Genomic DNA, 13457 nt, shown 5'->3' with positions numbered 1-13457 from the left:
TTACTCCTGTTCACCGTTTTGGATAGTTACCGAACTGCCTGGCCCTACCTTTTGTAAACCGGCGGTAATGACTTTATCACCCGCGTTCAAACCATCAATAATGCGCCATTGGCTATTGATCGCTTCAGCTGTCTTCACTGGTTTCGCTTCCACTTTGTTCTCGCCATTAACCGTCATCACTGTCGCTTTACCTGTCGCATCACGAGATACCGTATTTTGTGGTATTAGAATCGCATCAGGGTCGACACCAGTAATGACCGTCGCACGAACAAACATTCCAGGTAGCAACAAACCGTCAGGGTTTGGGAATTCGGCACGAAGCGTCACGCTGCCCGTACTTTCGTTCACATTGACCTCAGTAAATTTCATTGTGCCTTTGTGTTCGTAAGTGCTGCCATCTTCAAGCATCAATGTAACTTGCGCAGAATCATCTTCTTGCATATGGCCTTGGGAGAGTGATGCTTTCAAACGCAGCAGTTGCGCGGATGATTGCACAATATCAACATTGATAGGGTCAAGCTGCTGAATGGTCGCTAATTTGGCAGCTTGGTTAGCCGTAACCAACGCACCCGCTGTCACACTCGATTTACCGATCACCCCGCTAATCGGAGCTTTGACTTGCGTATAATCTAAGTTGATTTTTGCTGTGTTGATCTTGGCTTTTGCGACTAGGACCTGCGCTTTCGCTTCTTTGTATGCCGCTTCTGCTTCATCCAAGTCTTGTTGGCTGATGGATTTTTTGGTGATCAAGGTTCTGTAACGCTTCACCGTGGCATAGGTCGACTCTGCCGCAGCTTGCGCACGGATTAATTCCGCTTCAGCGCTCAGCAAATCCGCCTGAAATGACGAATCATCAATTTGATATAGCGACTGTCCTTGTTCAACAAATCCACCTTCAACAAAATTTCGTTCCGAAATAATGCCAGTAACTTGCGGACGAACTTCTGCTTCTTTGAATGCTCGGCTACGACCCGGCAACTCTACTGTCAATGCTTGGCGCGTTGGCTGCACTGTTAACACTTCTACTTCGGTTACGGGCGCAGGCCCCCCACCTTGGCTCGATCCTTCTTCGCTAGGTTGACATCCAACCACAAAAAGGCTCGACGCAATCAGCAGAGATAGCGTGGTTTTACGTCTCATGAATTTTTCTCTCTTATCTACCGACAAGCCTTCAAGATTCCTTATTAAAAGCTTCTAGAATGACTTAATAATGACTAATGGATGTATATCCAGAACAAATTAATTAGGATGATAAATACCCAGTGTTGTACATACAACAAAATTTACAGTTCTATACGCTTACGAAAAACGTTTATGGTAAAGGTGTTATGAAGTTCTCAAATTTGAAGATTTTGGGTTGGAAATCACATTTTCCTGTGTGCAATTGCAATGGTTAAAAAGCAGCAAAAGTGATGATAAAAGCATCATCACGCTGTACAGAGTTTGTTACCGCTGTCTAGGGTTATTTGCCCACTCTGGTATACGAACTAAAGTGAGAAAGGAATGTAAATATAGTCGAAATTTCACAAGTCAGGTTCGCCACTTATCTAAAAAATAACCCGCTAAGAAGCGGGTTATTTCGTCAGTGAGATTGCTGTTCTCAAGCTTATACTTTGAACTGACTGACCTGATGATCTAAACGTTGAGTTTGCTCTGACAACATGGCTAAAGAAGCTTGCGCTTGGTTTACGATTTCCACAATTGAAGTGCTACTGTCTGCAATGCCTTGTACGTTGCTATTTACTTCGTCACTTACTGTACTTTGCTGGCTCGCAGCCGTTGCAATGTGTGTATTCATCTCGTTCATACGTGAAATCGCGTTCAAGATTTCAGAAAGGGATTCACTCGCTCGGCCAGCGGACTTGATCGTTTCATCACTGCTATTTTGGCTACCGCGCATCACTTCTACAGCTTGTCCTGCACCAGATTGTAGCTTTTCAATCATGGTTTGGATTTCTCCCGTACTCTGTTGCGTACGACTGGCTAAAGAACGAACCTCGTCCGCTACCACAGCAAAGCCTCGCCCTTGCTCTCCAGCGCGAGCCGCTTCAATGGCTGCGTTAAGCGCTAATAAGTTTGTTTGCTCGGCAATACCACGAATTACATCCAGTACGGACGCAATGTTACTCACATCATGATCCAATGTGTTAATGACGTGGCTTGCGCTTTCGATTTCACTTGCGAGGCTGCGAATTGAGCTAACCGTTTGATCCAAAATAACATTGGTATTGGTAAGTTCATCATTCGCTGTTTGGCTCGCAACCGCAGCTTCGTTAGCGCTATCGCTTACATTTCTGCTGGTGACTTGCATTTCATGCACTGCCGCCGCTACCGCCTCGCTATCTTTTTGCTGAGAAACGGTCGAGTTCGCGATGGTCGTGGTCAACGAGCTAAGATTTGCCATTTCGTTACGTAAGGTATTTGAGCTTTCAATTACCTGAGCGACTGTCATTTGAATTTTGGACACAAACTGGTTAAATGCGTCTGCTAAATTGCCAATTTCGTCTTGTGTTTTTACATCGATTCGCTGACTTAGATCACCTTCACCGGACGCAATTTCTGTCATCGCATTTTTAATATCATTGATAGGCTTCACAACCGTTTGTAACAACAAAAAAGCCATCGCGATAGCGGCAAAAATAACAATCACAATGCCAGCCTCAAGAATGAGTTCTGCTCTTGTTGCAGCCGCTGATATTTCGTCCTTCAATTGGCTTTGCTTTTCTTCTATTGCATCTTTTACAACGTTAAGCTGCGCTCTAACCTCGATAAATTGGTCTTCAAAGGTATGTTTGTGCTCATTGTAGTAACCACGCCATTGAGATTGAGGTAAACGTAGCATCGCCTCATAACTTGCTAACCATTTTTCACCCAAAGAGACAAGCGTTCGAACTTCATTACCATGTGTAGAAGGCGTCACACCGGCTTGCGATAGCTCAATCATTTGTTCCATACGCGGCAGCGCTTTGTATGCGTTGTCTTTGTATTCACCGATGTGGTGATCAATATCGGTTTGAGTATCAGAAAGAGCAACACCTTGGATTGCAGATGTAGCTTGGTAAAGATCGCGGTAAGCATCCTCAATCGTTAATAAGTTCGGCACGATCTGTTCGTTGAGTGTCTCACTCAATTCAGATTGCTTCCAACTTGTCATAACGTTTAATACAGAGCTCACAATAAACAATCCAATAATCAATGACAGCGGAATCACTATCTTCTGCTTGATCGTTAAGTTCTGGAACATGAATAGACTCTCTTTATTTATGGTATACAAACTGCCGGAAATTATATCAAACAAATAGAGTATACTATTAGGTAAAAGAGGCTATTCAACATGAAATCTAATGACTTTTTGACAAGGGTTCTAATTTCAACAATTAGTTGATTTTATACAAAATTTAACAAAGAGATCTTTTCAAAAGATGCAAATTAAAATGCTCTTTCAAAACGAAAAATATGTAACAGAAAGTGAATTAAAAGGGACCACATTTTGAAGAATAGATCGACTCAATGATTTACTGAGAACACATACAAAACACAGTTCTTGGATTGAGCACCTCCGCGGAATATGCAAAAGTCCGAACATTTCTTCTAAAGCTCAAAAAAACCATTGTTTATCTGACGTATTTAAGGGTAATCCTTGATGATGTTAGTCGTGATGTTGGCAGACAGGGTGCTTACAAGTTTTCGAAGTAACCTGTAGCACAGTGAACGATTCAGATTTTCTTGAGCGCCAAGGCAATAAAAAAGTTTGCTATTTTCCTCTCAAGAGACGCATTCAAGAAAATAATGCAACCTAGTCACAAAGTTTTGCTACATCTTCAGAAAAGAATGATGTTGCTAAACAAATCTGGTGCAGCATACACATTGAAGCTAAACTCGTTTAAGGAACTTTTTCATATCAATATGAGAAAACATAGATTTCTCAAAGTTACACCGACCATTCAACGATTAAACTAATGTTAGCGTACCGGTACGTCCAAAAACTCCATGCATGAACCATTTGAAAGAGCCAAAATGTTCCAACCCAACTTCGCCTCAGTGGAGTGGCGAGTCGTTTCGCTCACTCTCCTACTCTCACTTCCTCACACTGCTCAAGCGGATCCACTAGATAAGGAAATTAGCAACCTTCTCCAACAACGTTTTTCTATCGCGGTGTTGCTGTCCGATACTGACGCAATTGCGTTTGGTATTGGCGACTTTGATCCGAATGCATTATTTGATACCGCCAACCCAGAGTTCGGGACTGACGAGTCAATCAATGAACGTCGAAGCAAATCCGTATATGTTCTCCCTTACACGACTAACTTTGACATAGAGGGCAGCGAGGATTTACATGAGCTGTCGTTTAAGGCATTTACGATACAAACAGAGAATGATCTCAAACTATTCGGCACAAGTAAGGATCTTCTCAAGGAAAGGACATACGGTGCATCGATTGGTTATGGGTATCGATACAAAGCAAGTGAAAACGTCACCCTTAGCACCAGAACGACGACTCACCTTATGCGTTATGAAAACTCATTCTCTACCGATAATAAACTTTCCTCCATCATTGGAAGAATCCTAGACGGCCGTGCCGTTAACGTTTCAGCATGGGCGGCAATAGTTCAACCATCCATCAAAGCCAAATACACGTCTCCCACAAGTTGGGGGAAATGGCATGCCAGTTCGACATTGAATTCATTCATTGGGCACAGCTGGGGAAGCGCAAATAACGGCAATATAGGCAACCCTAAAGGTTGGTACCTATCTAATGAAATCACCGGTTACTACAATATTTATCACGGTGAGCAAGCTTTATTTACTGGGATTAAAAGAGTCGACCTTTCGCATGATTTAAGCGACGAACTTGGAAGTCCGCATTACTACGAAGCTTCTATAGGATGGCTATTTTATGCACCAAAGCCCTTTGATTGGTTGGACAATTTCGGCATAGGCGTTAACTTCAACTACGGCTCGACTCTCAGAGGTGGCAGCATTCAACTTTACTACAACAAACAATAAAGCCGTCAGTACAGGAACCTGTTGGTAGCATATATAACAAGAAGAACGAGAAGACACAAAAGGAATGGCAGAGTTAGCGTCTTCGCAAACTTTTTCATGAGACTTGGGTTATCAAACACCACACCTTCCGCTTCTCTTACCCTTCGCTCTTCGTCAAAATGCCATTTAATGGCTAAGTAGGCTCCTATCCCTAATACAATAAGCTTAAAAGCTCCAGCAAAGTAAGGAAAGAAATTAGCCCAACTGTCGTTCATTATCCATCTCCATCAAATTCAATATCAGCTTTGCGGTGGCAGAATCCAAGATTCATGTAGAATGCCCCCCTCAAAGTCAGACTCTCTGGCTAGCGTCAGTCTACTGCTCGAGATAGCTGTCCACAACTCTCTTTACCATATCGGCATTTATTAATTATTTAATAAATAACAAGAAAGACACTAGCACACTTGCTGAAAAGTAAGTGTCAGTTTGGATTGAAACTCATCAGGAATCGAAAATGGTCCGCAGTCGACTTGCTGATCTAGTGAAAGCCGAATTACCTAGCTTTAAATCGTTCGCTAGTATAAAAATGTAGCCTATCGCACTTCTGGTCGAGTCCTAACAAACTTATGATGCATATGTCATTAGCGGTGCAATTTTAAGTTTATCAATTAGCTAAAGTTTCCCACCTTAACTGTCAGTAAGCTTGCTGTGTTTGAGATGATCTCGACATGACTAGTGTATAAATAGTATGGAGGTTCAAAGTGAAGGCAAGGCAAATTTCCTTACTAAAAATATTGTTTCTGTAATTTTATTTCAGGATTATCGAAACCATCATAAGGATAATTCGAACTAATCTTATTCCATGCTCCTTCAGTTACATTTGCTTTCTTTTACTCACTTCTCGCGACTATTAGTGGCATTTTGAGACAATTTCCTACACTCCTTTCTTTGTCTTAGTTGATATAAATCATTGTTAGAAGAAAACAGAATCACCTGTATTTCTCGATACATAAATCCAAACTGCCCGACTTTTCGTAACTAAATTACAGATAGACACGATTTTTAGTATGGCACGTTTTTGAGGAACCAAGATGTTAGATACCCTCATGCTGTCGCGGATCCAGTTCGCGGCCAATATCAGCTTTCACATTCTCTTCCCGACCATCACCATCGCGTTGGCATGGATGTTGGTGTTTTTCAAGTGGCGATATAACCGCACACAAGCCCCCGTATGGCTCGATGTTTATTACTTCTGGGTCAAGATATTCGCTCTCACTTTCGCCTTGGGTGTGGTATCCGGCATTACGATGAGTTTCCAGTTTGGTACCAACTGGCCAGGCTTTATGGAACGAGTCGGAAACGTAGCTGGACCATTGCTCGGATACGAAGTGATGACCGCCTTCTTTATGGAAGCCACCTTCCTGGGTGTAATGCTTTTTGGACGAGGACGCGTACCGGAATGGGTTCATACTCTCGCCACCGTTCTGGTTGCTGTTGGGACAAGTATGTCCGCATTTTGGATTCTAGTGCTTAACAGCTGGATGCACACACCAAGTGGCTATGAAGTGATTGACGGCATTGTTCATGTAACCAGTTGGAAGGAAGTTATTTTCAATCCTTCTTTACCTTACCGTCTTCTGCACACGCTATTAGCATCGGCGCTGACTGCCAGCTTCTTGATTGCGGGTATCTCAGCTTATCAAATAATGAAAAAGCCAGATCACCGCTCAGCCAAACTTGGCCTAAAAGTCGCGCTGTTCGCGGCGGCTGGGTTCATCCCGGTACAAATCTTTGTCGGTGACCTTCACGGGTTAAACACGCTTGAACATCAACCTGCAAAAATTGCAGCGATGGAAGGTGTGTGGGAGACCGAGCAAGGTGCGCCTCTTCTACTGTTTGCGATGCCAAATAAAGAAACTCGTAGCAATGATTTTGAAGTGGGCATCCCGAAGTTAGCGAGTTTGATTCTTACTCATGACTTAGACGGAGAAATCCAAGGCCTCAACGAGTTTGCGCCTGACCACCCGCCAGTCAAGCCCTTGTTCTTTGGCTTCCGCGTGATGGTTGGTGTAGGTGTCCTTATGCTGCTGGTTAGCTGGTATGGCGCGGTGAAGCTAGCACGCAAAAAAGCGCTACCTAAACCTTACCTGTACACGGTATTAGCCATGACGTTCTCTGGTTGGATAGCCACACTGGCGGGTTGGTATGTTACTGAGATTGGTCGACAACCTTGGTTGGTCAGCGGTGTATTGCGAACATCCGAAGCCGTCACCACGGTTGCGAGCAGTAGCGTGATGACTTCGCTCATTATGTACTTAGCCATTTATGCTGCATTGCTGGTTGCGTACATCCATACCCTATTCTATTTGGCGCGCAAAGACGTTGCAGCCCATGAAGTCCCACTGACACAACAAGAGGCCTAATCATGCTCAACTATCTACCAGAAATTTATCTTCTGCTGCTTGGCTTCTCGGTCTTTATGTATGCCGTGCTCGACGGCTACGACCTTGGCGTCGGTATCCTTTTACCAAGTGATAATGAAGCGCAACGTGACCGAATGATAGCCTCTATCGGCCCTTTCTGGGACGCGAACGAAACGTGGCTGGTGTTAGCCGTTGGTATTTTGTTGATTGCCTTTCCTACCGCTCACAGTTTGATTTTAACGGAGCTCTATATGCCGACCGCCATCATGCTTATCGCACTGATAATGCGTGGCGTGGCGTTCGATTTCCGAGCCAAAGCGAACTCGGATCATAAACCTCATTGGGATTGGTGCTTCAGAATTGGCTCGCTAATCACCGCACTAACTCAGGGTTACATGGTGGGTCGTTACATCATGGGATTTGAACAATCAACCGAAGCATTTGGCTTTGCTTGGTTAAGCGCACTTTGTGTAGCGGCGGCGTACGTTTACATCGGTGGCGCATGGTTAGTACTAAAAACGGAAGGTGATTTGCAAATACGCTCGGCCCGTTGGTCTCGCCGTGCTGGTTGGTTAGCAGCCTTAGGAATCTTGGTGGTTAGCGTTGTAAACCCAATTGTAAATCAACAAGTTGCCTTGCGTTGGTTCAGCTTCCCAGAAATCTTGTTGCTTGCCCCAGTTCCGTTAATTGTATTGGCAACCATCTTCCTAGTTGATCGCTATTTGCGTCAGGTTCCAATGGTGAATGATCTGGGTGTGCGCTGGCCTTTCTTTGGTGTCACCGTCATTTTCGCGTTGAGCTTTCTCGGGCTTGCGTATAGCTTCTTCCCAGAAGTTGTGCCGGGATTAATGACCGCACAACAAGCTGCCTCCTCGCCTGCGACGTTAATAATCGTGGGCTACGGTGTGATGATTGTTATGCCGGTGATATTGCTTTACACCTTTGTGGTATACCGGATCTTCAAAGGCAAAGCGACAGAACTTAGCTACAAGTAGGAAAGGGAATTCCTCAACAAAGCGCCGCTGCTCATGCGGCGTTTTTTTTGCAGTACTCAACGACTAAAGTATCTACCCAAGGCGACTGAGTGGGAACGCTGAGAGAATGTAGCGGCAGCCAGTAGTTTGTTCCTAACTAGAACGAGATAACCGTTTCTCAACTATAGCGATACAGGCACAAAAACAGAAAGAACATTTGATGTTACAAAAGGTAGACCGCCACTTTAAAACGCTTTGAGTATTTTTTTTGCGCTCAATGAGGTGCAAGTATACTTATGCTTTTTTATGACTTGTGAACACTCAATTGCATGTTATGTTGCTGTTGAAATAGTACATGAAATAAGGACAAGAACATGAAGATACGATGCGAAACGACGCAAAGCATTGAAAAATTTAACCCAGATGACCTCAATCCAAACACAGATCTCTTTGTTATGATTGCTGTTGTATTCGTGTTCATGGCTGTTTTGCTTAGCATCTAGTAGCAATACGTTCATTCTTGTGGCCGTATTCATACCTCATGTGATATGGGTGCTAAATTCTAGATTAAAGCGGATGGGCTAACCCGCACCAATCAGATTATGGCTGCCTCTGTATAGCTTCTTCAATTTTGGCGTTGTATCGAGGTGAGATATGAACAGTTGGCTTGTAGATAGAGTTGCGTTTGCACTCTGAGTACTCTTATGTACTTTCAATGACGCATTACTTTAGTGCAGATATGAAAAAAGGCCTGATAAATCAGACCTTTTAGAATGTGGCGGTGAGTGAGAGATTCGAACTCTCGATACGTTGCCGTATACACACTTTCCAGGCGTGCTCCTTCAGCCACTCGGACAACTCACCGAATCAAATTTTGGTTAGCATCATTGGCTAACGAGGCGCTAATTTAATGATTATGTGCCTGATGGTCAAGGCTAAACATAAAAAAAAGCGCCCTTTTCGAATCGATTGCTCACTAAGTAACTAAATTGAGCAAAACTGGGGCATTTACATGCTTTGAGAATAACCGGGAACACGGAACCAACGGCGGCACATATCCAAGAAGTACCCATACAACACACCCATGCCACAAGAAATAACAGCGTTACTTGCCACTGCGGTCACAATTTGATCTGTAGACGCGCCAACTGCGAATAAGATACCCGCATAAACTGGAGATTGAAATAGTACATAAGCGACCAGATCGGAGATGTTTTTCATAAAGGAAGACGGTGACACCTTACTACCTTGATGCAGCACCCAATCACGAAAAACCCCATACGGCCAAGCAATAGCGATATTCACTGGAATCGATAGCGTACGCGATGCTAGAGATTGCTCAAATGTCATCCCTGAAATCAAAATCTCGACAATCATCCCTGTGATAAAGCAAAAAACAACCATAGCAAAGGTATCCGCTGCGGCGTGACGAATACAAAATGGTCCACGAGACTTCATTTACAAAACCCTTAAAATCAAACACTGCAATTAATAAAAATAATAAAACTATTAACCACTAAAAAGACATCAAGCCAGCTAATGATGCAATTAGAACACACAAAAACTAGCTTATGGTTCTGTATTTAAAATTAAGTTGTAAATTTATAACCAACTTTTAAAGTAAAAGTAGTTTTTTTCACCAATGGCGAGTAAAAACGCCTAAAATTACGTAAAAATGGTACAAAAACACGGATTTCACTTACATAAAAAGGGGTTACGATAATTATTTTGGCGTAAAGTTAGAACAAAACTCGGACTGTAAACAGTCACTCCTATAGCTTATGCTACCAAGCTGCGAAAATTCAGAGTATTACCGATATAATCACAGTAGAAGGTCTTGCTGCTTTACTCGTAAAAGTAAAACTGCAAGCCTGTTCATTGCAGGTTAGAAGAGTTTGTCACGAAGCTGGATGACGTATGAATAGTAAGAACAATTCACAGTTGCGCCATATTGATTCAGTTATGGTGAGGCCAGCAAAATCGTTAATGTATCGATATCATCTTGGTCTGGGGATTGCTGACGCTTTAAGTTACTTCTTATCCGTTCAGCGACTGAAGAAACGTCGTCACTGAGTTCAAGGGGAGCCTCCGCAATGATCGCTGAAATAGCCTCAAGTGCTTCATTAAGATGTCCATTATCTAGAGCGACATAGAAGTTGAGTAACCACTTTTCAGCATTAAAGCTATCTGCTGCATTTCCATCAAAGTCCGATTGGTACTGATATAACTGTGTCGCATGAAGATACAGTGCATCATTTAATTCAGACTCCACTATTGGTTTCGCTATTATGTGATCTGCTCCTACATTAATCATACGCTCTTGTGTTTCTTTGAACACATCCGCTGTACAGCCAAAAATCAGTACCGACTTAGCAGGTGAACTCATTGCTCGAATGGCTGATATGGCCCCAACGCCATCTAGAACAGGCATATGATTATCCATCAGTATCAAATCAAATGGTTTGATCGCAACCTCATCGACTGCAAGCTGACCATTTTCGACACTTGTGCACTCAAAGCCCTTGGCTCGGAGGAAAGTTTCCATAATGATCGCATTTGTTCGGTTGTCTTCAACAATGAGTGCTTTCAACCCTTTACAGTTCAATTTATGTGTATTGATTGACTCTACTTTACCTGGCTTGCAAGGTGTAAGGGCAATTTCGACAGTAAAAGTCGTTCCAGCGTCCTCCTGACTCTCTACAACCACTTGCCCACCCATATGTTCCGCGATTTCTTTGACTATTGCTAAACCAAGCCCTGTACCACCAAACCGCCTAGTCGTTGATGACTCCGCTTGCTCAAAAGGACGAAAAATGCGTTTTTGTGCCTCTTTTGAAATACCAATTCCTGTATCTTTTACCTTTAGTATCAGCTTGGTGCCTGCCTTACTCGATTTCTCGGCTAGCTCTACCTCTACGATGCCACGATCGGTGAACTTAACAGCGTTATTGAGTAGATTGAACAGTACTTGACGCAAACGGGCTTTGTCATTGTTGTACCAACGACCCGTTGGTAAATGCGAGACTACTCTAAAGCGAAGACCTTTTTCTGCACATAGAGTTTGATAAACACTCTTGATACTGCCGATAATCGACTCAATTGGGAAAGGCTTATTTTCAAACTCAACATGCCCTTGTTCAATTTTTGAGTAATCTAAAATCTCATTGAGTAATGTCATCATGTGATCACCTGAATCATAAAGTGTTCTCAGGTGCTTACGCTGCTCATCGGTAAGTGGTGTTTTTAACAGTATCTGGGCAGTTCCTAGTACACCGTTCATTGGTGTGCGAATCTCGTGGGACAATGTGGCTAAGAATGCCGTTTTAGCGTTTGTCGAAGCCTGAGCTTTTATTCTCTCCTGCTCTAAATAGATCGTCTTTTCATTGAACTTCTCGATAAGCTGTCCGATTTCGTCATCGCTATCGTAGTCAATATCTATGATCCCACCAGTTTTCGAGTCATCAATCTTAGCGGCAATGCGAACAATTGGTTCAACAATATAGCGATTCAGTAAGTAGTAACCGACCAAGACACACAAGAGCAAAAATGGAATGATCCTCCCCTCAACGCTCATCACTTGTTCAAACACTTGATCGGCGACTTTAGCTTTTGCGTTGACAACTTCCATGCGCCAGTCGAACTCTCCGAAATCAAGCTCGCTGACATAAATTTCGTCCGTCAGTTGAAAGTTGTGTTCAATAATCACGTTTGAGTCAGCATCGCGAACCACTACCCCCAAAGAATGCTGGTTCGTGTGCTCTCGAATAAACTGAAAAAGTGCATCTAGTGATAGGTCTACCGTTACAACTCCAGCGAATCGACCGTTTTGGTAATATGGAGAAGATGCGGTAATCATCTGGACCTGAGTAAAGGTGTCGATGTAAACCGTAGACCAACTAACAGAACCTACCGGAGCATCGGCGGCAGCGACATACCAGGGTTCATTATCATAACCGCCAGATTCGGGGTTATTGTAGGAGTGAATTTGGTCAATACCACTATCACTGTTTTTATTGAAGAATAGACTTTTATATCTCCATTGTTCTGCTTTGAGTTCGGGTTTAGGCCATACGCCACCACTAACAAGCATCTTGTCACTCAATTGAAGTATATGTGGAATTATTGTGTTGAGAGATTGAATATTTTCAGTCCCTTGGGCTAGCCCTACTAAGCTGCTCAATACACCTGTAGAACTGAGGAGGGGCTCTTTTATCTCAAGAGCCAGGAGTTGGGTACGTAACTCTAGGTTTTGCTCTAGCTTTTGTCTAACCGGTGGCTCAACAACCAAATAGGCGACAGAACCGATAGTGGCGATAAAGAAGCACAGGTAAAGTGTTAGGGCGAGAATGCTTTTTTTTCTAAGTGATGAGCGAATTTCCATAGATGTGTGAATCATTCCCTAATATCGATTTATCACTAATTGATTGGTAAGATGAGCGCAATCAACCAGCCCATTAACAAATGGTATTCTATTTTGAAACTACAAGACATCCTTTCTCTCCCAGAACTTGACGGTAAACTACTAAACCTAGCAAAAACTCAAGGCTTTGTAACAGCGATGGCTGCAGCGCCAAACGTATTAATGCCTCAAGAGTGGTTGCCATTCTTATGGGGTGGAGAAGAAACAGCGCCATTTACTGACGGTGAGCAACTAGAGCAATACATTGACGAGATTGTACAAATGTGGAACCAAACTCGTCCCGCTCTCCTAGAAGGCACTTGGCAGTGGCCTGCAGGGTGCGCGCTAGATGAGCAAGACATTGTAACAAGTCAGGCTCGCGATTTCTGTGAAGGTGTATTACAAGGCTGGCAACTTGCGCGTGATGACTGGGAAACGTTGATGCCTGAGGATAGCGAAGATAATGCCCTACTCGGTGGTGTTTTACTTTCTCTTACTATGCTTTACGACCCAGAAACGACCATTGAAACATTGGCCGAACAAGGTATGGAAGGCTTAGAGCAGTTTGAGGAAATCTTCAATGCAATGCCAGTGATGTTATGTGGTCTTACCCAGCGCGGTGTTGCATTAGCTGAAGAACAATAGACGCAACGCTGTCGACCATCAAGATTGAAC

The 13457-nt window shown here is 43.3% G+C and carries 10 protein-coding genes and 1 tRNA gene; 5 read left to right on the top strand and 6 right to left on the bottom strand.

Features of this window, described 5'->3' with window-relative positions; translation table 11 throughout:
- Window positions 1-1140, bottom strand: coding sequence for an efflux RND transporter periplasmic adaptor subunit (locus IJ23_RS00630; RefSeq protein ID WP_033905065.1), 1140 nt, complete (start codon window positions 1138-1140; stop codon window positions 1-3).
- Between the two features lie 466 nt (window positions 1141-1606).
- Window positions 1607-3244 carry a methyl-accepting chemotaxis protein gene (locus IJ23_RS00625; protein ID WP_033905064.1) on the bottom strand — a complete coding sequence of 546 codons (1638 nt, stop codon included), beginning with the start codon at window positions 3242-3244 and terminating at the stop codon, window positions 1607-1609.
- Window positions 3245-4017: 773 nt separating this feature from the next.
- Here IJ23_RS00625 and IJ23_RS00615 point away from each other — a divergent pair.
- Window positions 4018-5007: a Solitary outer membrane autotransporter beta-barrel domain gene (locus IJ23_RS00615; protein ID WP_033905062.1), complete on the top strand. Its 990-nt coding sequence runs from the start codon at window positions 4018-4020 to the stop codon at window positions 5005-5007.
- Window positions 5008-5012: 5 nt separating this feature from the next.
- On the opposite strand, the gene IJ23_RS00610 is transcribed toward IJ23_RS00615, so the two are convergent.
- Window positions 5013-5261, bottom strand: coding sequence for a hypothetical protein (locus IJ23_RS00610; protein WP_033905060.1), 249 nt, complete (start codon window positions 5259-5261; stop codon window positions 5013-5015).
- Between the two features lie 816 nt (window positions 5262-6077).
- Here IJ23_RS00610 and IJ23_RS00605 point away from each other — a divergent pair.
- From IJ23_RS00605 to IJ23_RS25675, 3 genes are all read left to right on the top strand, one after another.
- On the top strand, window positions 6078-7409 hold the full coding sequence (locus tag IJ23_RS00605) for a cytochrome ubiquinol oxidase subunit I (protein ID WP_033905059.1): 1332 nt from the start codon (window positions 6078-6080) through the stop codon (window positions 7407-7409).
- A gap of 2 nt (window positions 7410-7411) precedes the next feature.
- Window positions 7412-8404 carry a cytochrome d ubiquinol oxidase subunit II gene (locus tag IJ23_RS00600; RefSeq protein WP_033905058.1) on the top strand — a complete coding sequence of 331 codons (993 nt, stop codon included), beginning with the start codon at window positions 7412-7414 and terminating at the stop codon, window positions 8402-8404.
- A 353-nt stretch (window positions 8405-8757) separates the two neighbouring features.
- A complete protein-coding gene (locus tag IJ23_RS25675; RefSeq protein ID WP_257789285.1) occupies window positions 8758-8886 on the top strand; it encodes a hypothetical protein in 129 nt (42 codons plus the stop codon).
- 273 nt (window positions 8887-9159) lie between these two features.
- On the opposite strand, the gene IJ23_RS00595 is transcribed toward IJ23_RS25675, so the two are convergent.
- The 3 genes from IJ23_RS00595 to IJ23_RS00585 form a co-directional block, all read right to left on the bottom strand.
- A tRNA-Ser gene (locus IJ23_RS00595) sits at window positions 9160-9247 on the bottom strand.
- Window positions 9248-9391: 144 nt separating this feature from the next.
- Window positions 9392-9841, bottom strand: coding sequence for an L-alanine exporter AlaE (locus tag IJ23_RS00590; protein ID WP_005378276.1), 450 nt, complete (start codon window positions 9839-9841; stop codon window positions 9392-9394).
- A gap of 502 nt (window positions 9842-10343) precedes the next feature.
- Window positions 10344-12764 carry a hybrid sensor histidine kinase/response regulator gene (locus IJ23_RS00585; RefSeq protein WP_033905057.1) on the bottom strand — a complete coding sequence of 807 codons (2421 nt, stop codon included), beginning with the start codon at window positions 12762-12764 and terminating at the stop codon, window positions 10344-10346.
- Between the two features lie 51 nt (window positions 12765-12815).
- On the opposite strand from IJ23_RS00585, the gene IJ23_RS00580 reads away from it, so the two are divergent.
- The gene (locus IJ23_RS00580) at window positions 12816-13427 is read left to right on the top strand and encodes a YecA/YgfB family protein (RefSeq protein WP_005378278.1); all 612 of its coding nucleotides are present in this window, start codon (window positions 12816-12818) and stop codon (window positions 13425-13427) included.
- Window positions 13428-13457: the final 30 nt, after the last annotated feature.

The sequence above is a fragment of the Vibrio sp. OY15 genome, assembly GCF_000742455.1.
Lineage (GTDB): Bacteria > Pseudomonadota > Gammaproteobacteria > Enterobacterales > Vibrionaceae > Vibrio > Vibrio alginolyticus.
This window is presented reverse-complemented; position numbering and strand designations above follow the sequence as displayed.

Coding starts and splice junctions, on each gene's coding strand:
- IJ23_RS00630 (WP_033905065.1), bottom strand. CDS start 1,140: ATGAGACGTAAAACCACGCTATCTCTGCTGATTGCGTCGAGCCTTTTT.
- IJ23_RS00590 (WP_005378276.1), bottom strand. CDS start 9,841: ATGAAGTCTCGTGGACCATTTTGTATTCGTCACGCCGCAGCGGATACC.
- IJ23_RS00580 (WP_005378278.1), top strand. CDS start 12,816: ATGAGCGCAATCAACCAGCCCATTAACAAATGGTATTCTATTTTGAAA.
- IJ23_RS00585 (WP_033905057.1), bottom strand. CDS start 12,764: ATGGAAATTCGCTCATCACTTAGAAAAAAAAGCATTCTCGCCCTAACA.
- IJ23_RS25675 (WP_257789285.1), top strand. CDS start 8,758: ATGAAGATACGATGCGAAACGACGCAAAGCATTGAAAAATTTAACCCA.
- IJ23_RS00615 (WP_033905062.1), top strand. CDS start 4,018: ATGTTCCAACCCAACTTCGCCTCAGTGGAGTGGCGAGTCGTTTCGCTC.
- IJ23_RS00600 (WP_033905058.1), top strand. CDS start 7,412: ATGCTCAACTATCTACCAGAAATTTATCTTCTGCTGCTTGGCTTCTCG.
- IJ23_RS00610 (WP_033905060.1), bottom strand. CDS start 5,261: ATGAACGACAGTTGGGCTAATTTCTTTCCTTACTTTGCTGGAGCTTTT.
- IJ23_RS00605 (WP_033905059.1), top strand. CDS start 6,078: ATGTTAGATACCCTCATGCTGTCGCGGATCCAGTTCGCGGCCAATATC.
- IJ23_RS00625 (WP_033905064.1), bottom strand. CDS start 3,244: ATGTTCCAGAACTTAACGATCAAGCAGAAGATAGTGATTCCGCTGTCA.